The following is a 20,346-nucleotide window of genomic DNA, read 5'->3' on the forward strand; positions in this document are numbered from 1 at the left end:
TATGAACCCCATCGTCGCCTTTGCCCTGCGGCAGCGCATCATGGTGCTGATCGTGTTGGGCGTGTTTCTGGCCGGGGGCGCTGTCGCCTTCCGGCTGCTCAACATCGAGGCCTATCCCGATCCCGTGCCCCCCATGGTGGAGATCGTCACGCAAAACAGCGGGCAATCGGCCAGCGAGATCGAGCGTTCGATCACCATTCCGGTCGAGATCCAGCTGGCGGGCATCAAGAACGTCAAAAAGGTGGAGACGATTTCGCTCTTCGGCCTGTCGGACGTGCGCGTGCAGTTCACCTTCGATTACGATTACGAGCAGGCCAAGCAGCAGGTCATCAATGCCCTATCGCAGCTGCCGCCGATGCCCAATGGGGCGCAGCCGGGCATCTCGCCCACCAGCCCCATCGGCGAGATCTATCGCTATCGCATCCGGGGCCCCAAGGGCTATTCGGTCACCGATCTGAAAACCATTCAGGACTGGATCTTGCAGCGCCGCTTCAAGGCGGTGCCCGGCGTGATCGATGTCAACGGCTGGGCAGGCAAGAGCAAGACCTACGAAGTCACCGTCGATCAGCGCAAGCTGGTGAGCTATGGCCTCTCGCTGGCGCAGGTGCTGACCGCCATCAACAACGCCAATGGCAATGTCGGCGGGCAGACGATCCAGCTGGGTCCGCAGGCCGCCGTGGTGCGCGGCGTGGGCCTGATCCACACGATGGACGATATCCGCGATACTTTGGTGGCCACGCCCGCCGGGGGGCGCCCGGTGCAGGTGAAGGACATCGCCACGGTCTCTGTGGGGAATGAGCCGCGTCTGGGCATTGTGGGTCAGGATGAGGATGACGACATCGTTCAGGGCATCATCCTGATGCGCCGGGGCGAGGCCAGCCTGCCGACGCTCAAAGCCGTGGAAGCCGAGATCGACAAGGTCAACAATGAGGGCATCCTACCCCCCGGCGTCCATTTGGAAAAGATCTATGACCGCACCGATCTGATCGATGTGACGACCCATACCGTGCTGGAGAACATGGTCTTCGGCGTGGTGCTGATTTTCCTGGTGCAATGGGTGTTTCTGGGCACCTTGCGCAGCGCGGTGATCGTGGCCGCGACCATTCCTTTCGCTCTCGCCTTCGCCATCATCATCATGGTGCTGCGCGGGGAATCCGCCAATCTGCTCTCGGTGGGAGCCATCGATTTCGGGCTAATCGTGGATGCCACCGTCATCATGGTGGAGAACATCTTCCGCCATCTGGCCCAGCCCCCCAAACAGCGCTTCGCCGCCACCGGCGCGCTCGACCATCAGGGCGGCATTCAGAGCTTCTTTGGCAAGCTGGGCATCATCGAGCTGTCCGCCACAGAGGTGAACCGGGCGATCTTCTTCGCCGCCGCGATCATCATCGCCGGGTTTCTGCCGCTCTTCACCCTGTCAGGCGTGGAGGGGCATATCTTCGGGCCCATGGCCAAGACCTATGCCTATGCCATCGTCGGCGGGCTGATCGCCACCTTCACCGTGGCGCCGGTGCTGTCGGCCCTGCTGCTGCGCGAGCATGAGGAGGAGAAGGAAACGCTGATCGTGCGCGCCATGCGCCGCGTCTATGATCCGGCGATCCGTTTCGCGCTGGCCAACCGCATCGTCGCGCTGGGCGGGATGGGCGCGCTGCTGCTGGCGGCGGGGATCGCGGTGGGCGGTCTGGGTCTGGAATTCCTGCCCAAGCTGGAGGAGGGCAATTTCTGGATCCGCGCCACGCTGCCCCCCTCGATCAGCCTTGAGGAAGCGCAGACCCATGTGAACCGCATGCGCCATATGCTGATGAAATATCCCGAGGTGAAGACGGTGATCTCGCAACTGGGCCGCCCCGATGACGGCACCGACACCACCGGCTTCTTCAACGCCGAATTTTACGTGCCCTTGAAGCCCAGCAGCCAGTGGCCCAGCGGCATGACCAAGGAGAAGCTGACCAGGCAGGTCAATGAGGAACTGGCCGCGCCCTTCCCCGGTGTGGAGTTCAACTTCTCGCAAAACATCGAGGACAATGTCGAGGAAGCCGCCAGCGGCGTGAAGGGCGCCAATTCGGTGAAGCTCTATGGCAACGATCTGGAATCGCTGGAAAAGACAGCATACCAGATCAAGAGCATCATGGCCGGGGTGCGCGGCATCACCGATCTGTCGGTCTTCGATGCGCTGGGCCAGCCGACCGTCAACATCAAGATCAACCGCGACAAGGCCGCGCATTACGGCCTCGCCCCCGGCGATATCAACGCCGTGGTGCAGGCAGCGATCGGCGGTCAGGCGGCGGGCAATCTTTACGAATATGGCTCGGACCGCAACTTCCCGATCATGATCCGTCTGGCCCCGCAATTCCGTGACCGGCTCGATGCCATTCGCGCCATTCCTGTGGCCGTGCCTAATTCCACAGGTGGTGTGGCGCAGGTGCCGCTCTCCACCGTGGCCGATGTGAACCTCGTTTCGGGCTATTCCTTTATCTATCGCGAGAACCAGTCGCGCTACATACCGATCAAGTTCAGCGTGCGTGGTCGCGATCTGGGCGGCGCGGTGCTGGAAGCGCAGCAGAAGATCGACAGGCAGGTCAGCCTGCCACCCGGCAGCCGTCTGGAATGGGTGGGCGAGTTCGGCGACCTTCAGGCCGCCATGGCGCGCCTTGAGGTGGTGGTGCCGATCAGCCTCGCGCTCATCATGCTGCTGCTGTTCCTCAACTTCGGTTCGCTCACCGATATGGCGCTGGCGGCCAGCGTGATGCCCATGGCGCTGGTGGGCGGTGTGCTGATTCTGGCCTTCACCGGTACGGCTTTCAGCGTCTCGGCGGCGATCGGCTTTATCGGCCTCTTCGGAATTTCGGTGATGGAGGGCATTCTGGTGCTGGCCTATTTCAACCAGTTGCTGGGCAGTGGCATGGCACGCAGTGAAGCGGTGCTGCATGCCGCGCGCACCCGCTTCCGCCCGGTGATGATGACCTGCATCGCGGCCTGCGTGGGCCTGCTGCCCGCCGCCGTCGCCACCGGCATCGGCTCTCAGGTGCAGAAGCCGCTGGCGCTGGTGGTGGTGGGCGGCATTCTGCTGGCCCCGGTGCTGATCTTGATCGTGCTGCCGGTGATGATCGACCTCTTCTCCAAGCGCCAGCCGCATCCGGCCCGGCATCAGGAGGATGTGGCATGAAGCGCGCCTCGTTAAGCCTGCTGATCCTGCTGGGCGGCTGCGCGGTCGGGCCCGATTTCCACCAGCCCGCCGCGCCCCGACAACAGGCCTACACGCCCGAGCCGATCGCACCGATGGTCGCGCCCGAAGGCCTCGCCGGGGGGACGCAGCAGGTGCATAATGAGGCGGTTGCGCAGGATTGGTGGCATCTGTTCGGATCGCCGCAGCTCGATGCGCTGGTGGATCGCGCTCTGGCCGCCAACAGCGATCTGACCGCCGCGCGGGCCGCGCTGGATCAGGCGCGGGAAAGCTGGCGGGCGCAGCGCGGGGTGCTGTTCCCCACGGTGGATGCCGGAGCCAACGCCAGCCGCAACAAGTCCTCGCAATACCTATCGGCGGTGCCGGGGGATAACAGCTACACCTACAGCCTGCAGACCGCTCAGGTGACGGTGGGCTATACGCTCGACCTCTTGGGCGCCAACCGGCGCGGGGTGGAGCAGGCCCATGCCCAGTTCGACGCCCAGCGCTTCCAGACCGAGGGCGCGCGCATCTCGCTCATCAACACCGTGGCCGCCACGGCCTTTCAGGAGGCTTCCCTGCGCAGCCAGATCGCGGCGCAGGCACGGATGATCGCCATCCAGAGCGAGACGCTGGAGATTCTCCGCCGCCAGCAGGCGCAGGGTCAGGCGGCAGGCGCGGATGTGCTGGCGCAGGAGGCGCTGCTGGCCCAGAGCCGCGCCGCTCTGCCGCCCCTGCAACGCGCATTGGCGCAGAGCCGCGATCTGCTTGCCTACCTGGCCGGCGGCAGCGCCGGGGATGGGCCCATCGCCGGGATCGATCTCGACACCGTCACCCTGCCCCGCGATCTGCCGCTCTCCCTGCCCTCGGCGCTGGTGAGGCAGCGTCCGGACGTGCGCGCGGCGGAGGCCAATCTCCATGCCGCCAGCGCGGGGGTGGGCGTGGCCATCGCCAACCGCCTGCCGCAACTGACGCTGAGCGCCAGCGCCGGCGGGCAATCGGGAGGCTGGGCCAGCCTGCTCTCGGCGGCCAACACCTTCTGGACGGTGGGCAGCGGGATCACCCAGCCGATCTTCGCGGGCGGCAGCCTGCTTCACAAGCAGCGCGCGGCGCGGGCGGCCTACGCGCAAGCCGATGCGCAATATCGCTCGGCGGTGCTGAGCGCGTTCCAGAATGTCGCCGATGTGCTTCAGGCGCTGCAGACCGACGCCGCCGCACTCGATGCCGCCGTGCAAGCCCAGCGCAGCGCCCAGGCCAGCCTGACCATCGCCCGGCGCCAGCTTCAGCAGGGCCAGATCGCCTTCGCCACCATGCTCGCCGCCGAGCAGACCCTGCGTCAGGCCGAGCAGGCGCTGGTGCAGGCCCAGACCGCCCGCCTCACCGATACAGCAGCCCTGTTCGAGGCGCTGGGCGGCGGATGGAGGCCGGAGGCGCCCCCGCAATAAATTCCGCGCCCCACCCTTAAAATCCGCCTTCATCTGCCGTCCACCTGAGTCTCCAGGCCGGATGCCCCCATCCGGCGCCATGCGAACACACGGTACAACACGGTGCCGGAGCGGCGTGTCCGATGCTTTGCGGACCCCACAGGCGCTCCGGCCAGACTCGCAGGAGAAGGCTCATGATCGTCAGCAGCGTGACCTCGACACCCAACGATTATCTCGTGACCCAGCGGGCCACGAACAATCTTGCGGCCAACAATCTGGCAGCCGTCAACGCGCAGATCGCGCAGGATGCCCAGACCAACCCGGCCGATGGCAACAATCTGGACGCCTCGGCCTCCGATACGGTCGATGCGGCAACGGTGCGCGCCACGCTCGACCAGCGGATCGCGCAGGATGTCGCGTCCGGCACCCTGTCGGACAGCGATGCCGCCGCCGTCCGGTTGACGCTGGACGAGATCGACGGCGGGGCCAGCCAGACCAGCGCCACCACCTCAAGCCAGCAGAGCAATACCAACAACAACGCCAGCGCGGTTCAGGCCAGCGCTGACAACGCCACCGTGAACGGCACGGCAGCCCGAACCGTCCTGACCCAGACGGTCACCATCGAAGGCGGGGTGATGACCACCGTGACCTTCTACAGCGACGGCACCCAGGAAACGACCACCACCGTGGCCACCCCGGAGGACGTGCTGAACTATGGCGACCAGAGCCAGATCCAGCAGCAGAACGCCGCCCAGGCCGCCGCTCAGGCCACGGCCACGCAATATCTGGCGACCATCGAGGCGGGCACGCTGTTCAACCAGCTGGCCTAAGCCATGGAGACCTCAGGGGCGCCAATGCGCAGCCAGCCTGCGTGGCGCCCTTGTGGTCGGGGCGCAGATTAAGCCCCGAAACTCTGGATCAGGCCCAGAAAGGCCGCGATCGACACCCCCTCCAGTTCCGGCATGCGTTGTTCGAAGGGCTTCTCATGGCCCGCGAACACGGTCATCCCTTCCATCGAGGCCGAAATGAACAACGCGATGGTCGAGCGCTGTTCGGGCGAAAGATCGGGCCGCATTTCCTCGATGATATCGTTGAGCGGCGCGCGGGCGCGGGCATAGAGTTCCTGCACCCGCTCCAGCACGAAGCTGTCATGGTTGGACAGCGCCCAGAGTTCGGGGAACAGCCGCGTGGTTTTCTTGGTGCGGATGTCTTCCAGCACCATCTGGCACACTTCGGCCAGACGTTCGGCAGGCGGCGTACCGCGCCGGTGCGTGATCTTGTCGAACTCGATCTCATAGGCGCGGATCACGCCGTCCAGCAGATCGCGCACAAGGTCTTCCTTGGTGGTGAAGTGATAGGTCAGATTGCCCATCTTCAGCCCGCAGGCGGCGGCCACGCGGCGCATGCTCATGGCCTGATAGCCTTCCTCGATCAGCAGGCCCAGCGCCGCGCGAAGAATCATTTCACGCGTCTCATGCCCCTTGCTGTAGCCACCCTCACGCTCGGGAAGGACCAGATCCGGGACGGAGAAGGCGATAAGATTGCCTGTCTTGTCAGTCACTTGAAAAACCTCAGCTCGCAAACTTCAAAAATATGGCATTCGACAAAATTATGTCCATTGACAAGTTTTGAGAAATAACCCCAAATCACACCTGTCACGACCTAACATGAGGTTGGGCGGACAGGGAGAGAATGATGCGCAGAGGGTCTTTTATGGCCGCGCTGCTGCTGGGCGCGGCATGCGTGCTTCCGGCAGCGGCCCATGCGGCGGCAGGTCCGGAACCCCTGGCCGAAGAGCCGATCCCCGCCGTCACCACCTTGCCGCAAAACTGGCCGGCAAGCTGGCTGCTGGTCCACGATCTGAACTTCGCCTCGATCCTCGACGGCAAACTGGCCATCGTCGACACGCATGACACGGTGCAGCCGCTCAAAGGGCTGGTGCGGGCCTCGCAATTCGCCAGCTCGCAGATATCGCCCGCCAACCATGAGATCTATACGGCGGAAACCTTCTACACCCGCCTGACGCGGGGCGAGCGCACCGATGCCATCACCATCTGGGATATGGCCACGCTGCAGCCCAAGGGCGAGATCGTGCTGCCCGGGGCCAAGCGCCAGCTTTCCGTCACCTATCGCAACATCTTCCAGCTGATCAACCATGACAGCTGGGCGTTGGTGGCCAATTTCACCCCGGCCCAATCGGTCACGGTGGTCGATCTGGCGGGGCGCAAGCTGCTGGGAGAGATCGATCTTCCCGGTTGCAGCCATATCTATCCCACCGGAGAGCGCGGCTTCACCTCCTTCTGTCAGGATGGCTCGCTGATCAGCATCCAGCTCGATGCCGCGGGCAAGGTGCAGTCCTCCAAAACCCTGCCCCATGTGCAGGATATCGACCGCCAGCCCCATTTCCAGATCCCCGCGATGATCGGCAAGGTGGCATGGTTCGTCAGCTATCACGGGCAGATCAAGGGTTTCGATCTGTCGGGCCCGGTCGCCGCGCCTTTGCCCAAGCTGGCCAGTGTCGGCACGGCGGAGGGTGGCGCGCCGGAATGGCGCCCCGGCGGCTGGCAGGTGATCGCCTCGGACGGCAAGAACCTGCTCTATGTGCTGATGAGCCCCAACGGCAAGGAAGGCAGCCACAAGGACGGCGGCACCGAGGTCTGGGTGGTCGATCCCGTGGCGGGCAAGCGGCTGAGCCGGATCGCGCTGGGCGGGGTCTTTTCCTCCATCGCCATGACGCATGAGGCCCAGCCCCGGCTGGTGGCCGCCAGCGCCGACGGGCTGATCGACATCTTCGACCCCGCGACGGGCCAGAAGATCCATTCGCTGGGACGGACCACGGCGGCCAATCCCACGCTGATCACGCCGGTGCCATGATGCAGGCGCTCGGCATTTTCCTGGCGCTGGTGCTGAGTGCGGCCTGTCTGCACAAGGGGACCGAGCGCAACAGGCTGATCGCCGCCACCGCCACGCTGACCGGCGTGGGGCTGCGCGAGGCGCCCTTCCTGCTGCTGGTCGCGGGCTTGTGGGAAGCGCTGGCGGCGATCGCCTTGCTGGTGCCGGGGCTCACGCCCATCGGCGCGGGGGCCGGGGCTGTGCTCTGGACGCTTTACGCGGCGGCCCTGCGGCGGCGGCGCGGCCAGCGGATCGACTGCGGCTGCGACATCATGCGCCGCGACAAGCCGGTCTCGACCGGCATGATCCTGCGTCCCGTGGTGCTGGCGGCGCTGGCCGTGATGGTCGCCCTGCTGCCCGCCGGCGCCTTCAGCCCGGACCTGATCTTTGCCGCGCTCGGCTTTGCCGCGCTGTGGTTCGCCACGGGCGAATTCCTTTCCCTTCCTCTTGTTGCGAGGGCTCGATGATGTTGATGGTGTCGCAAATTCTGCTCTGGATCGCGGTCATCGTGCTGGCCGTGCTGGTCGCGGCGCTGGTGCGGCAGGTGGGCGTGCTGCATGAGCGGATCGCCCCTGCCGGTGCGCTGACGTTGCACCAGAAGGTCTCCGTGGGTGAAAAGCCCACCGCGCTGACGCTCGATACGCTCGATGGCGGGCGGATCACGGTGGGCGGTGGCGGGGCTCGCAGTCAGCTGGTCTTCTTCGCCTCGCCCGATTGCCCGGTGTGCAAGGTGCTGCTGCCGATCGTGCGTTCCGCCGCGCGGGCCGAAAGCGACTGGCTGGACATCGTGCTGGCCGGGGACGGCAGCGCCAGTGCCTATCGCCGCCTTGTCGCCGATCATGGGCTGGAGGGCGTGCCGCTGGTGCTGTCCGAAGCGCTGGGCCGGGCCTTCGGCGTTTCCAAACTGCCTTATGCCGTGCTGATCGACGAGGAGGGCCGCCTCGCCTCGCTCGGCCTCATCAACAACCGCGAGCATCTCGAAAGCCTGTTCGAGGCCAAGGAACGCGGCGTCGCCTCCATTCAGGACTTTCTCGCACGCCGTCAGGGGGGAGCGAAATAATGCCGATCTTCGACAGTTGGACCGAAAAAGCCGCGCGCCGGGTGGCGCAGGGTGTCTCACGCAGAGGCACGCTGGCCCGGCTGGGCGCGGCGATCACCGGGGCCGCCATCATTCCCGCCCTGCCCGTATCGCGCGCCGTCGCCGCGCCGCATGGCGCCGGAGAGGCCCGCCCGCCGATCCCCTCGGCGCTGGCCCATGATCCAGGCAATCGCGCGAGCTGCGACTACTGGCGCTATTGCGCGATCGACGGCTTCCTCTGCTCCTGCTGCGGCGGTTCGGTCAGCACCTGCCCGCCCGGGACCGAGATGTCGCCGATCACCTGGATCGGCACCTGCACCAATCCGGGCGACGGGCGCGCCTATGTCATCAGCTACAATGATTGCTGCGGCACAACCTCCTGCGGCCACTGCCTGTGCAACCGCAATGAGGGCGACCGCCCGCAGGTGCGCCCGCAATCGAACAATGACTACAACTGGTGCCTCGGCACGCAGAGCAGCGTCTACAATTGCTCGACCGCCGTCATCATCGGCACGGCAGGTGAGAAATGAGGGCGGCGCTGTTGCTGCCCCTCGCCCTACTGGCCGCCCCGGCCATGGCGCAGTCCGCGCCCGATGGCGCGGCGATCTTCACCCGCTGCGCCGCCTGCCATACGGCAACGGGCGCGGGCGTGCCGGGCGCCTTCCCGCCGTTGCAGAGCGATTTCCGCACTCTGGCGGCCAAGGCTGAAGGGCGGCGCTATCTCGCGCTGGCCGTCATCAAGGGGCTTTCGGGCGCCATCACCGTGCAGGGCAAGCCCTATCGCGGTTTCATGCCGGCGCAACCGCTCGACGATGCCTCGGCGGCGGCCGTGCTGAACCATGTCGGCGCGAAGATCGCAACCAGCGGCCCCGCTTTCAAAAGCTTTACCCCCGCCGAGGTCGCGGCGGCGCGGGCCGGCGGCGCGAAGCTGAGCGCCGCCGATGTCGCCCGGCTGCATGAGGCGGCGGGCGGGCAATGATCGCGCGCGCCCTCATCCTTCCGCTGGCGGGCTTGCTCCTCCTCGCGGCGGGGCGGGGCGGAGCGCAGGACACGCCCGGCGCGGATGCAACTGCCGCGCATGTGGATTACATGCTCAAATGCCAGGGCTGCCATCGGCCCGATGGCACGGGCGATCTGCGCTCCAGCCCGCCATTGGCCGGAGAGGTGGCGCGGTTTCTGGCCGTGCCGGGCGGGCGGGAATTTCTGGCGCAGGTGCCGGGCGTGGCCACGACCGATCTGGATGACATGCGCCTGGCCCGGCTGCTGAACTGGACACTCTATCGCTTCGATGCAGACCATCTGCCGAAGGATTTCAAACCCTATACCGCGCAGGAAATCGGGAGACTGCGCGCCACGCCACTACGGCTCGACCGGCTGGCGGTACGGGACAAGCTTCTGAAACAAATGAATGGGACGGCCGACTAGCCGATCCCATCGATGGGGGAGTGGTATTATGACCAAGGGAGTCCGTTTCGCATCCGGCTTGTCAGCCATCGCCTTTGCCGCCGCCATGGCGGCGCTGCCGGGCGTTGCGCTGGCGCAGGATGCCGCCGCAGCGAAAGCACCCGAAACCGGCGAGATCGTGGTGACAGCAGCCAAGCGCGCGGAAAATGTGCAGGCGGTGCCGATTTCGATTTCCGCGATTGGCGGCGATGCATTGAGCAAGGCGCGCGTGACCAGCGTGGACAGTCTGGTGACCAAGGTCGCCAATCTGCAGCTGACCTCCATCGTGGGGGACAACACGCCGATCTTTTCGCTGCGCGGCGTGTCGATGTCGGATTACAGCCTCAATCAGGCGAGCCCCGTCGCGACCTATTACGATGAAGTCTACAAGGGCAATTTCGCACTGCTGGGCGTGGCCATGTATGATCTGGAACGGGTGGAAGTGTTGCGCGGGCCGCAGGGTACGCTGTATGGCAAGAACACCACCGGCGGTGCGGTGAATATCATCTCCAAGACCGCCAAACTGGGCGAGACCAGCGGCGATTTCAGTGTTGGTTACGGCAATTACAACCGCATCGACCTCAACGGCGCGATCAATGTGCCACTGGGCGACAAGCTGGCCGTCCGCGTGGCGGGCACCTTCGCCCGTGCCGATGGCTGGTTCAAGAATGTGGTGCCCGGCATGCCCGATCTGGCCGAAACGCGGGAATATGCCTTGCGCGGCACCATAGTGTTCAAGCCCAGCGATGGCGTGAAATTCACCCTGCGCGCCTCCACCAGCTATCAGAACCCGCATAATTACGGCATCTATGCCCAGCCCGAGGCGGTGAACCGCCCCGGCCTCTCGCAACGCCAGATCGCTTCCGACATTTCCCAGCGCAGGCATGCGCGCACCACCTCGGTCTCGCTGACGGCGAACATCGATGTCACCGACACGCTGGCGCTGACCAGCATCACCTCATGGGACAAGGGTTCGCTCTCCTTCTATGAGGACACCGACGGCACCGCGGCCAAGACGCTGGAAATCCCCTATGTCGATCGCGCCGAGCAGGTAGCGCAGGATTTGCGCCTGACCAGCAACTTCGGCGGGCCTTTCGAATTCATCTTCGGCCTCTATTTCAACCGCGAGAAGGTCTACAACCAGACCACCTTCGAAATCGGCAATGATGTCGATGTGAATGGCGATGGCGTTATCAACTATCAGGATTGCGCGGATGGCCTGCCCGTGGCCTGCAAGGTGCGCAACCAGTTCGATCAGGTGAAAAAGAGCTATGCCGCCTACAGCGATCTGAAATACAAGATTTCGGACAGTTTCACCCTGCGCGGCGGGTTGCGCTTCACCCATGATACGGGATCGCAGACCGGTTTCTCGTCCAATGCTTACGGCGTGGACAATGTGCTGGTCGCCAATCTCATCCCGCTTTCGGCGCTCTATTACTCTAACGACAACTGGTCGGGCAAGATCGGTTTCGATTACAAAATCGCTCCCGATCATCTGTTCTATGCCAGCTTCAGCAAGGGCTATCGCGCGCCCAGCTTCAATGCTCAGGCCTTCTTCTCGCCCGCCGAGCTGAGTGTTGCCCGCCCCGAAAAGGTCACCTCCTATGAAATCGGGCTGAAGAACCAGTTCGCCAACCGCCGGATCACGCTGAACCTTGCCTCCTTCTATTACGACTATCGCAACCAGCAATTCATCAACGTCGATCCGAGCAGCGCCGCGCAGACTTTGCTCAACATCCCCAAGTCGCGCATCTTCGGTGGCGAGGCCGATCTGACGGTGCGCGCCAGCCGCGCCCTCTCCTTCCGCGCCGGCATGGGGCTGCTCTCGACCAAAATCCTCGAAGGCACGGTCAGCGGCACCAATGTCGCGGGGCGGCGGCTGGCCAATGCGCCCTCCTTCACCTTCAACGCCGGGATCGATCTGACGGTGCTGGATGGAGACAAGGGCAAGCTCTCCTTCCATCCCGACATCGCTTACCAGTCGGACCAGTATTTCGAGGTGCTCAACATCCCCCGCCTGCGCCAGAAGCCCTATGCGCTGGTCGGCGGCCATATCGATTACGAAACGAAGGACGGGCGCTGGACCGCCTCGCTCTGGGCCAAGAACCTGGCCAACACCTTCTATTTCACCTCGCGCGTCGATCTGCTGGCGGGTTTTGGCTTCGATTACAACCATATCGGGAATCCGCGCACATTCGGCGGCACAATCGGTTATAAGTTCTGAAAAAAGAGGGGAGAGAGTCGATGTCCGACTACAGACTGCTGATCGGCGGAGAGCTGCTGGAAGGCGATGACACGCTGGAGGTCATCAACCCCGCGCTGGGCGAGGCCTTTGTCACCGTGCCACGCGCCTCGCAGCGTCAGGCCGATGCCGCCATCGCCGCGGCCAAGGCGGCTTTCCCCGGCTGGTCCGCCACGCCGCTGGAGGCGCGCCGCGCGCATCTGCTGCGTCTGGCCGACGCCATCGCCCAGGATGCCGACCGCCTCGCCCGCATCCTCACGCAGGAACAGGGCAAGCCGCTGGCCGAAGCGCAGGGCGAAGTCGCCTGGGCCGAGGGCTATCTGCGCCATTACGCCACGCTGGACCTGCCCGACCGCGTCATTCAGGACGATGCCAGCGCCTATATCGCGGTGAAACACAGGCCGCTGGGCGTGGTGGTGGGCATCATCGCCTGGAACTTCCCGCTGCTGGTCGCCTGCTGGAAGATCGGCCCGGCGGTGCTGGCGGGCAATGCCATCGTGCTGAAACCCGCGCCGACCACGCCTGTCTCCGCTCTGGCGCTGGGGGCCTTGTGCCGCGATATCTTCCCGGCAGGCGTGGTCAACATCATCACCGATGCCAATGATCTGGGGCCGCATCTCACCGCCCATCCCGATGTCGCCAAGATCGGCTTCACCGGCTCGACCGCCACCGGCAAGCGTATCGCCGCCACCAGCGCGGACACGCTGAAACGCGTGACGCTGGAGCTGGGCGGCAACGATCCGGCCATCGTGCTGGAGGATGTCGACATTCGGCAGACGGCGCAGGCGATCTTCAACGGGGCCTTTCTCAACGCCGGGCAGGTCTGCCTCGCCATCAAGCGCGCCTATGTGCATGAGGCGATCTATGATGCCATGTGCGCAGAACTGGCGCGTCTGGCCGAGGAGGCCATCGTTGACGATGGGCTCAAGCAGGGTACGCAGATCGGCCCCATCCAGAACAAGGCGCAGTTCGAGAAGGTGCAAGGCTTCCTCGAAGCGGCCAGGCGCGATGGCAAGGTCATCGCCGGTGGCGCGGCGATGGAGCGCGCGGGCTATTTCATCCGCCCCACCATCGTGCGCGATGTGCGCGACGGGCATCAGATCGTCGATGAGGAACAGTTCGGTCCGGTGCTGCCGGTGATCCCCTTTTCCGATGTGGAGGATGTGATCGCCCGCGCCAATGCCAGCGATTACGGGCTGGGCGGATCGGTGTGGTCCGCTGATGTGGAGAAAGCCTCGGGCATCGCCGCGCGGATCGAGAGCGGGCAGGTCTGGGTCAACCAGCATATCGCCATCGGGCCGCATATCCCCATGGCTGGCTTCAAGAATTCCGGCCTCGGCGTCGAGCAGGCGAGCGAGGGGCTTGCCGAATACACCCAACTTCAGGTCATCAACGTAAAGCGGTGAACATGCTGTCGATCACGCAAGGGCCAACCGATGTGCCGCTGCTGGAAACCACCATTGGCGAGGCGCTGTCTCTGGCGGCGGAGCGGTGGGGGGACGGGCTGGCGCTCGTCTCCCGCCATCAGGCCATCCGCTGGAGCTGGGCCGAGCTGAACCATGAGGCCGAGCGTGTGGCTTGCGGGCTGCTGGCGCAAGGCATTGGCAAGGGCGACCGGGTGGGAATCTGGTCGCCCAATTGCGCCGAATGGACGGTGATCCAGTTCGCCACCGCGAAGATCGGCGCCATTCTGGTCAACATCAATCCGGCCTATCGCACCGGGGAGGCGCACTATGCGCTGGGCAAGGTGGGCTGCAGCGCGCTGGTCACCGCGCCCTCCTTCAAATCCAGCGACTATATCGCCATGCTGCGCGAGATCGACCGCGCCACCCTGCCCGATCTGCGCCTGCTGGTGTCACTGGGCGAGGAGAGGCATGATGGCTTTCTGCCTTGGGGCGAATTGGCCGCCGATGTGGATGCCGAAGCGCTGGCGCACATCGCCGCCACGCTTGACCGGCACGATGCCATCAACATCCAGTTCACCAGCGGCACCACCGGCTTCCCCAAGGGGGCGACGCTCACCCATCGCAACATCCTCAACAACGGCTATTTCGCCGGTCGCAACATGCGGCTCACCCCGCAGGACCGGATCTGCATTCCCGTGCCGCTCTATCATTGCTTCGGCATGGTGCTGGGCAATCTTGCGGCGCTGACCAGCGGGGCGGCGATGATCTATCCCGGCCCCGCCTATGATCCCGCGCTGGTGCTGCAAGCCGTGACGGCGGAGCGCTGCACCGCGCTGCATGGCGTGCCCACGATGCTGATCACCATCCTCAACCATCCCGATCTCGACCGCAGCGATGTCTCCAGCCTGCGCACCGGGATCATGGCGGGCGCGCTGTGCCCCCGCGCGATGATGGAGCGGATCATCACCCGCCTCAACATGCGCGAGGTGACCATCGGCTACGGCATGACCGAGACCAGCCCCCTGACCACCCAGACGCTGGCCGATGAAGGGATCGAGGAACGCGTGGCGACGGTGGGCCGCGTGCACGCCCATGCTCAGGCCAAGGTGATCGGCCCGGATGGGCAGACGCTGCAGGCCGGCCAGCAGGGTGAATATTGCTCACGCGGCTATGCCGTCATGCAGGGCTATTGGGGCGATCCGGCCAAGACCGCCGAGGCCATCGACGCCGAAGGCTGGATGCATTCCGGCGATCTGGCGGTGATGGATGAACGCGGCTTCGTGCGCATCACCGGGCGCATCAAGGACATGATCATCCGTGGGGGCGAGAACATCTATCCCAAGGAAATCGAGGAATTCCTGCTCTCGCATCCCGCGATTGTCGACGCGCAGGTCTTCGGCGTCAGCGACGAAAAATTCGGGGAGGAGGTCTGCGCCTGGGTCATCGTGCGGAGCGGGGACGCCCTGCGCGAGGATGAGGTCATCACCCACTGCAAGGGCAGCATCGCGCACTACAAGGTGCCGCGCTATGTCCGCATCGTCGAGGCTTTCCCCATGACGGTGACCGGCAAGGCCCAGAAGTTCGAAATGCGCAAGATCATGGAATCCGCGCTTCAGGAGAGCCATTGACCGTGCCCGACCTGCCTTTGCATTATGATCCGGCCAGCCTCTCCGCCCTGATCGACACCATGTTCCACCCCGGCGCGCGGGCGCGCTACGGATCGGTGGTCTCGGTGGAGCCCGGCCATGTCCGCCTCAGCCTGACGCCGCCGGAGGACTGCCTGCGCCCGGGCGCCATCGTCTCGGGCCCCACGCTGATGGGGCTGGCCGATGTGGGCGCCTTCGCGGTGATCGCCGCCCATCTGGGGCCCGTGACCATGGCGCTGACCACCACGCTGACGATCAACTTCCTGCGTGCCGCCCATGGGCACGCGCCGCTGATCGCCGACGCCCATCTGCTCAAGCTGGGCCGCAGGCTGGCCAGCGCGGAGGTGCGCCTCTCGCAGGAGCGCGTCGGTCTGGTCGCGCAGGCCACGGTGGGCTTCGCCCTGCCCGACGAGGCCGCGCCCTGACGGATCACCCCTTCAGCGCAGCGGGCAGCACCTTGCCGAAATAGGCCAGTTCTTCAGGCGTCGCCGTGCCCACGCGCATCCAGTTGCGATAGGCTTCGCCCTCGAACAGCCGCACCTCCACGCTGAGCGCGGCCAGCCGCTTCTGCATCTCCGCCGCAGGCATGCCGCAATCGACATAAACGAAGGTGCCGTCAGACGGCAGATAACGCAGGCCATTGGCCTGACAGATGCGGTAAATCTGCTCGCGGCAGCCTTTCAGATAGGCGATGGCCCCCGCCAGATAGGCGCTGTCACCCAGACATGCCGTGGCCGCCGCCAGCCCCGCCTGATTGCGTGAGGTGGTGATGCGGCTGTTGAGCAGCGCAATCCGCTCGGGCCGCGCCAGCGTATAGGCCACGCGGAACCCCGCCAGCCCGTAAACCTTGGAAAAGGTGCGGGTGACGATCACATCATGCCCTTCCCGCACCAGCGCCGCCATCGACTGACGATGCGGATCGGGCGCGAGTTCGAAATAGGCCTCGTCCACCAGCACCGGCACCTTGGCCGCGGCGGCGATGCAGAAGGCGCGCAAGGCGTCAGGATCGGGGCGCAGGCCGGTGGGGTTGTTGGGGTTGCAGATATAGACCAGTTTGGTCCGGGGCCCGATGGCCGCCAGCATGCCGTCCAGATCGATATGATGATCGGCGCGCAGGGGCACCCAATCGGTCTCGATCCCCTGCCGCGCGGCATAAATGAGATGGGTGGCATAGGTCGGCTGAGGCGCCACCACCCGGCCTCCTGCGGCAATCGCCACCGTCAGCAGGGTCAGCGCATCGAGCGAGCCGCTCGACAGGGTGAGATGGTCGCGCGCCAGCCCTTCCTGCCTTGCGATGATGTCGCGCAGCGGCGCCTCGCTATGCGGGTAATAGGCCGCCTCGGCCACCGATTCCACGATGGCGCGCCGCGCCGCCGGGCTGGGCCCGAAAGGGTTTTCGGTGACGCCGAGGCGGGCCTTGGCCGCGCCGCTGTGTTCAGGCTGAGGGGCGGAAAGCGCGGGCCCCGCCAGACCGGGCGCCAGCAGGCTCCCGGCCATCAGGGACAGGCTGTTGCGACGCGAGACTTGCATCAGAATTTCACATTCACCCGGCCATAGAAGTTGCCACCATTGGTGTCATAAGGCGCGTTGCGCGAATAGACCAGACCACGGCTGGCCTGGAAGACGGCCTTGTCGGGATAGGTGTTGAAGATGTTCTCCGCGCCGACGCGCAGCGAGATCTTCGGGGTGAAGGCATAGGTCACCGAGGCGTCGAACAGGGCGATCCCGCCAAAGCGCTGGAAGATGTCGCCCGTGGCATTGCCGCTGGAATCGGTCCATGCGCCGTAATAGCGGCCCCGGCCCATCACCGAGACCTTGCCCAGCGTATAGGAGATCGATCCGGTGGCGTTGTGCTGCGGCAGGCCCTGCTCGAACAGGATCTTTTGCGTGGCATTGCTGGCCAGCGTGCCGCGCGTCACCTTGGTCTGGGTATAGCTGTAGGCGGCGGTGGCATCCAGCTGCCCGGGCCCGACGCGATGCTTGTAGGACAGCACCATATCGATGCCCCGCGTGCGGGTGTTGTAATCATTGGTGAAGAAGGTGATCGAGGTGTAATCCCCCGCCTGAGACACCCCGCTGGCCAGCAGCTGCTGGCGGATCGCCGAGGTGATCGTGTAGGTGGGCGAAACGCTGAAACGGTTGTCCACCTCGATCTGATAGGCATCGAGCGAACCGGAGAGACCGAAAGGCGTCTTCCAGATCGTGCCGAAGGAGGCGGTCTTGGAGGTTTCGGGCTTCAGCGCCTTGCCACCAAAGAACTGCGCCACGCCATTGGTCGGCGAGAGGCGCCCGGTGGTGTAAAGCAGCAGCGTGGTGGTATCGAGGCCCTGCGTGGTGCTGGTGGAATTGAGCTGGGCCGGGGTCGGCGCCTTGAAGCCGGTCGACCACGATCCGCGCACGGCGATGGCGGGGGTCAGCTCGTAGCGCGTGGCCAGCTTGTAGTTGAAGGTGTTGCCGAAGCTGGCATAGCTTTCATCGCGCAGCGCCACTTCGGCGGTCCATTTGCGGGTCAGCGGCACCTGCACATCGACATAGCCGGCATAGCTTTCCTGGCTCCACGAGCCGCTCTGGCCGGGTGTGAAGCCGGGGAAGCCGCTGGCCCCCGCCGCCAGCCCGTAGGAGGCCGCCGGACCCACCGCATAAGAGGCATAATCGCCCTGACGGATGCTGTAGGTTTCCACCCGGCGCTCGGCGCCAAAGGCAATGTTGATCGGCTTGGCGAAGAGCGGCGTGCTGAGGCGGTAAACGCCATCGGCGTTCAGGTTGAACTCCTGCTGCAGCTGGCGGCCCAGATAGAAATTATGCGGGCTGTCCGCTCCCAGCGAGGCGTTGATCGAATTGTTGAGATAGAAATTGGTGTTGTTGACGCCGTAAGAGCCGCTCAGATCCCAGGTGAAATTGCCCTTGCCGGTGCTGCGGATGCCGCCCGCGGTTTGCAGATCGGTGTAGCGCACGCCCTCGCTGGGGGTGAAACCGGCGGGATAGACGGTGTTGAGGTTGAAGCCGGGATAGGCCGCGCTGGTGTTGTAGAGATTGCTGTTGCTCGACGGATTGCGCCAGTTGATGTCCGACCAGCCATGGCCGTTGCCATAGGTGCCGAAGGCATAAGCCTCGATGCTGTCGGTGATGGGCTTGGCGGCGTCCAGCGCGACTTTCAGCGTGGTCAGGCTGGGGTTGCCCCAGCGCTGCACCGGGTTGGGAATGGTCAGCTGCGGGTTGGCGGCGGCAAAGGCGATGGCGTCGGGGCGCTGGTTGGTGCGCGATGTGGCGTCATTATGGGCATATTCCGCCGTCACCACCACATGGCCGCCGCCCTTCAGCGCAAAGCCCGCGCGGCCGCCGAACTGGGCCGCCGCGCCATCGCCATGGTAATATTGCGAAGCTTGCGCATAGGCCGAAAAGCCCGGCTTGGTGTCCATGATGATGTTGATGACGCCCGCGATGGCATCGGTGCCATACTGCGCCGAAGCGCCATCGCGCAGCACCTCCAGCCGGTCGATGGCGAAGGTGGGGATCTGCGCCAGATCGGCGGCCTGCGCGCCCGTGCCATTGTTGAGAAAGGCCGAACGGTGGAAGCGCTTGCCGTTGACCATCACCAGCGTCATATCCGCCGAAAGCCCGTCGAGCGAAGCCGGACGGATGAATTCGGGCCCGTCGGAAGCAGGCTGCTTCTTGACCTGAAAGCCCGGCACCAGCTGCGCCAGCGTTTCATGCAGCTGGCTGGTGACGGTGGAATTGATCGTCTTGGCCGAAAAGGTGTCGATGGGCGACAGGGCGGTGAAGGTGGTCTGCGCCTGCTCACGCGTGCCGGTGACGATGATGTCGTCCCCCGCGGCGGCCACCGGGGTTTCGGGAGCGCCATCGCGCGCGCCCAGGATCACGGTCTTGCCATCGTCGCTCTTGATTTCCAGCCCGCTGCCCTCGATCAGGCGGCGCAGGGCGGCCTCACGCGGCATGCTGCCCTTGAGCGCGACCGAGGTGATCCCGGCGATGCGCGCGCTGGGGAAGAAGATCTGCACCCCGGCCTGACGGCCATAAAGCGTCAGCGCCTTGGACAGCGACTGGGCGGGAATGTCGAAGCTCTGCGCCGTGGCGGCGCAGGCGGGCAAGGCATGGAGAGCGGACGTAACGAGGAGAGCCGCACAAAGCGACTTCTGGACATAACGCGCAGACATGAAGGAGACCCCAGTTTTTTAAGGCGGTGTTGACAGGCGACCGAGCGGCCCTTGCTTTCCAAGACGATTGCGCCCCGGCCCACCGCCAAGTTGCGCGAAAAAATTTTAATGCGTGAGGAAATAACCTCCATCCGAGGTGGAGACATGCACCCCCAGCCCCATGGAGACCGCGCGCAAAAAGGCGCTCGGGTCAGAGGAGGTGAAGCGCCCACCCACCGGAATGGCCGCCAGTTCGGGATCCACGATCACGATCTTGCGCGCCAGATAGCGGTTGTATTCCTCCACCGCCGTGCCCAGCGTGGCGTCCTGAAACAGGATCTCGCCCTGCTGCCACGCCATGGCGGTGGACATCTGCAAGGCGCTGACCGGGCGCACCACCGCATCGCGCCGCGACAGCAGCAGGCTGTGGCCACTGCGAGCATCAACCGCTTGAGCGCCAACGCTTTGCGCCCGGGCGCTGCCGCGCAGCACCATCAGATCCAGCGTGTCGCCGCGCAGCCTTGCGTTGAACCTGCCAGCGGAAAGATCCGCCAGCCGGTCCTCGCCATGCAGCCCGGCGGCAGGGCCGGGCACCAGATCGAGCGCCACCTCGCCCTGCTCCACCCACAGGGTGCGTTCGCTGGCGGAAAAGCGCCAGGACAGGCGCGAAAAGGTGTTGAGCGCCGCCGTGCTGCCATCGGGCAGGGCGATTTTGCGGCTTTCGCCCAGCGCGGTGGAGGCGCTGCTCCAGGCATAGGCGCGCGAGGCGAAGCCCCCGGCCCCGGCCAGCGCCACCGCGCCAGCCACGGCGGCGGCGCGCATGAAGGCGCGGCGCGGCATGGCGGGGACCAAGGGTTTCCGAGGCATCCGGGCAGCGGCCAGCGGCAGGCGGCCCGCC

17 protein-coding genes are annotated in these 20,346 nt (G+C 65.3%); 13 read left to right on the forward strand and 4 right to left on the reverse strand.

From position 1 onward, the window contains the following. Nucleotide 1: 1 nt before the first annotated feature. The 3 genes from SR3_RS20445 to SR3_RS20455 all read left to right on the forward strand — a co-directional run bounded on the left by SR3_RS20445 (nucleotide 2) and on the right by SR3_RS20455 (nucleotide 5,417). Nucleotides 2–3,166 (forward strand): efflux RND transporter permease subunit, encoded by a 3,165-nt coding sequence (locus SR3_RS20445; RefSeq protein ID WP_068090173.1) that lies wholly within the window; start codon nucleotides 2–4, stop codon nucleotides 3,164–3,166. Further along, nucleotides 3,163–4,608 carry an efflux transporter outer membrane subunit gene (locus SR3_RS20450; RefSeq protein ID WP_068090175.1) on the forward strand — a complete coding sequence of 482 codons (1,446 nt, stop codon included), beginning with the start codon at nucleotides 3,163–3,165 and terminating at the stop codon, nucleotides 4,606–4,608. Before SR3_RS20445 ends, SR3_RS20450 begins: the two co-directional genes overlap by 4 nt. Nucleotides 4,609–4,781: 173 nt before the next feature. Beyond that, nucleotides 4,782–5,417, forward strand: coding sequence for a hypothetical protein (locus SR3_RS20455; RefSeq protein ID WP_068090177.1), 636 nt, complete (start codon nucleotides 4,782–4,784; stop codon nucleotides 5,415–5,417). Between the two features lie 68 nt (nucleotides 5,418–5,485). On the opposite strand, the gene SR3_RS20460 is transcribed toward SR3_RS20455, so the two are convergent. Further along, a complete protein-coding gene (locus SR3_RS20460; protein ID WP_245654019.1) occupies nucleotides 5,486–6,148 on the reverse strand; it encodes a TetR/AcrR family transcriptional regulator in 663 nt (220 codons plus the stop codon). Nucleotides 6,149–6,282: 134 nt separating this feature from the next. Between SR3_RS20460 and SR3_RS20465 the strand changes: the two genes are divergently transcribed. Genes SR3_RS20465 through SR3_RS20510 form a run of 10 tightly spaced genes read left to right on the forward strand, consistent with a single transcriptional unit; the run spans nucleotide 6,283 to nucleotide 15,719 of the window. Then, nucleotides 6,283–7,461 carry an amine dehydrogenase large subunit gene (locus SR3_RS20465; RefSeq protein WP_068090202.1) on the forward strand — a complete coding sequence of 393 codons (1,179 nt, stop codon included), beginning with the start codon at nucleotides 6,283–6,285 and terminating at the stop codon, nucleotides 7,459–7,461. After that, on the forward strand, nucleotides 7,458–7,946 hold the full coding sequence (locus tag SR3_RS20470; RefSeq protein WP_068090179.1) for a MauE/DoxX family redox-associated membrane protein: 489 nt from the start codon (nucleotides 7,458–7,460) through the stop codon (nucleotides 7,944–7,946). Before SR3_RS20465 ends, SR3_RS20470 begins: the two co-directional genes overlap by 4 nt. Continuing rightward, nucleotides 7,943–8,539, forward strand: a complete 597-nt coding sequence (locus SR3_RS20475; protein ID WP_245654020.1) for a thioredoxin domain-containing protein — start codon at nucleotides 7,943–7,945, stop codon at nucleotides 8,537–8,539. The genes SR3_RS20470 and SR3_RS20475 overlap by 4 nt, the downstream gene beginning before the upstream one ends. Then, entirely contained in the window at nucleotides 8,539–9,087 is a 549-nt protein-coding gene (locus tag SR3_RS20480; protein ID WP_068090182.1) for a methylamine dehydrogenase light chain, read from the forward strand. The genes SR3_RS20475 and SR3_RS20480 overlap by 1 nt, the downstream gene beginning before the upstream one ends. Before the next feature lie 11 nt (nucleotides 9,088–9,098). Beyond that, on the forward strand, nucleotides 9,099–9,536 hold the full coding sequence (locus SR3_RS20485; RefSeq protein WP_245654021.1) for a c-type cytochrome: 438 nt from the start codon (nucleotides 9,099–9,101) through the stop codon (nucleotides 9,534–9,536). Continuing rightward, nucleotides 9,533–9,982 carry a cytochrome c family protein gene (locus tag SR3_RS20490; protein WP_068090186.1) on the forward strand — a complete coding sequence of 150 codons (450 nt, stop codon included), beginning with the start codon at nucleotides 9,533–9,535 and terminating at the stop codon, nucleotides 9,980–9,982. The genes SR3_RS20485 and SR3_RS20490 overlap by 4 nt, the downstream gene beginning before the upstream one ends. 28 nt (nucleotides 9,983–10,010) lie before the next feature. Next, on the forward strand, nucleotides 10,011–12,224 hold the full coding sequence (locus tag SR3_RS20495) for a TonB-dependent receptor (protein ID WP_068090188.1): 2,214 nt from the start codon (nucleotides 10,011–10,013) through the stop codon (nucleotides 12,222–12,224). A gap of 20 nt (nucleotides 12,225–12,244) precedes the next feature. After that, nucleotides 12,245–13,648 (forward strand): aldehyde dehydrogenase family protein, encoded by a 1,404-nt coding sequence (locus SR3_RS20500; RefSeq protein ID WP_068090190.1) that lies wholly within the window; start codon nucleotides 12,245–12,247, stop codon nucleotides 13,646–13,648. Nucleotides 13,649–13,650: 2 nt separating this feature from the next. Next, nucleotides 13,651–15,276 carry an AMP-binding protein gene (locus tag SR3_RS20505; RefSeq protein ID WP_068090192.1) on the forward strand — a complete coding sequence of 542 codons (1,626 nt, stop codon included), beginning with the start codon at nucleotides 13,651–13,653 and terminating at the stop codon, nucleotides 15,274–15,276. A gap of 2 nt (nucleotides 15,277–15,278) precedes the next feature. Further along, the gene (locus tag SR3_RS20510; RefSeq protein ID WP_245654022.1) at nucleotides 15,279–15,719 is read left to right on the forward strand and encodes a PaaI family thioesterase; all 441 of its coding nucleotides are present in this window, start codon (nucleotides 15,279–15,281) and stop codon (nucleotides 15,717–15,719) included. A 4-nt stretch (nucleotides 15,720–15,723) separates the two neighbouring features. Here the strand turns inward: SR3_RS20510 and SR3_RS20515 are convergent, their stop codons facing one another. The 3 genes from SR3_RS20515 to SR3_RS20525 all read right to left on the reverse strand — a co-directional run. Beyond that, nucleotides 15,724–16,824 carry a pyridoxal phosphate-dependent aminotransferase gene (locus tag SR3_RS20515; protein ID WP_068090195.1) on the reverse strand — a complete coding sequence of 367 codons (1,101 nt, stop codon included), beginning with the start codon at nucleotides 16,822–16,824 and terminating at the stop codon, nucleotides 15,724–15,726. Beyond that, nucleotides 16,824–19,469 carry a TonB-dependent receptor gene (locus SR3_RS20520; protein ID WP_084455766.1) on the reverse strand — a complete coding sequence of 882 codons (2,646 nt, stop codon included), beginning with the start codon at nucleotides 19,467–19,469 and terminating at the stop codon, nucleotides 16,824–16,826. Before SR3_RS20520 ends, SR3_RS20515 begins: the two co-directional genes overlap by 1 nt. A 105-nt stretch (nucleotides 19,470–19,574) precedes the next feature. Then, on the reverse strand, nucleotides 19,575–20,346 hold a 772-nt coding region (locus SR3_RS20525), incomplete at its 5' end, for a FecR family protein (protein WP_218018860.1).

The sequence above is a fragment of the Novosphingobium rosa NBRC 15208 genome (assembly GCF_001598555.1).
Taxonomy (GTDB): domain Bacteria; phylum Pseudomonadota; class Alphaproteobacteria; order Sphingomonadales; family Sphingomonadaceae; genus Novosphingobium; species Novosphingobium rosa.

Excerpts from the sequence above, each read along its gene's own strand:
- SR3_RS20490 (WP_068090186.1), top strand. The coding sequence starts at position 9,533 with ATGATCGCGCGCGCCCTCATCCTTCCGCTGGCGGGCTTGCTCCTCCTC.
- SR3_RS20450 (WP_068090175.1), top strand. The coding sequence starts at position 3,163 with ATGAAGCGCGCCTCGTTAAGCCTGCTGATCCTGCTGGGCGGCTGCGCG.
- SR3_RS20480 (WP_068090182.1), top strand. The coding sequence starts at position 8,539 with ATGCCGATCTTCGACAGTTGGACCGAAAAAGCCGCGCGCCGGGTGGCG.
- SR3_RS20470 (WP_068090179.1), top strand. The coding sequence starts at position 7,458 with ATGATGCAGGCGCTCGGCATTTTCCTGGCGCTGGTGCTGAGTGCGGCC.
- SR3_RS20495 (WP_068090188.1), top strand. The coding sequence starts at position 10,011 with ATGACCAAGGGAGTCCGTTTCGCATCCGGCTTGTCAGCCATCGCCTTT.
- SR3_RS20475 (WP_245654020.1), top strand. The coding sequence starts at position 7,943 with ATGATGTTGATGGTGTCGCAAATTCTGCTCTGGATCGCGGTCATCGTG.
- SR3_RS20455 (WP_068090177.1), top strand. The coding sequence starts at position 4,782 with ATGATCGTCAGCAGCGTGACCTCGACACCCAACGATTATCTCGTGACC.
- SR3_RS20515 (WP_068090195.1), bottom strand. The coding sequence starts at position 16,824 with ATGCAAGTCTCGCGTCGCAACAGCCTGTCCCTGATGGCCGGGAGCCTG.
- SR3_RS20445 (WP_068090173.1), top strand. The coding sequence starts at position 2 with ATGAACCCCATCGTCGCCTTTGCCCTGCGGCAGCGCATCATGGTGCTG.
- SR3_RS20465 (WP_068090202.1), top strand. The coding sequence starts at position 6,283 with ATGCGCAGAGGGTCTTTTATGGCCGCGCTGCTGCTGGGCGCGGCATGC.
- SR3_RS20500 (WP_068090190.1), top strand. The coding sequence starts at position 12,245 with ATGTCCGACTACAGACTGCTGATCGGCGGAGAGCTGCTGGAAGGCGAT.
- SR3_RS20520 (WP_084455766.1), bottom strand. The coding sequence starts at position 19,469 with ATGTCTGCGCGTTATGTCCAGAAGTCGCTTTGTGCGGCTCTCCTCGTT.
- SR3_RS20505 (WP_068090192.1), top strand. The coding sequence starts at position 13,651 with ATGCTGTCGATCACGCAAGGGCCAACCGATGTGCCGCTGCTGGAAACC.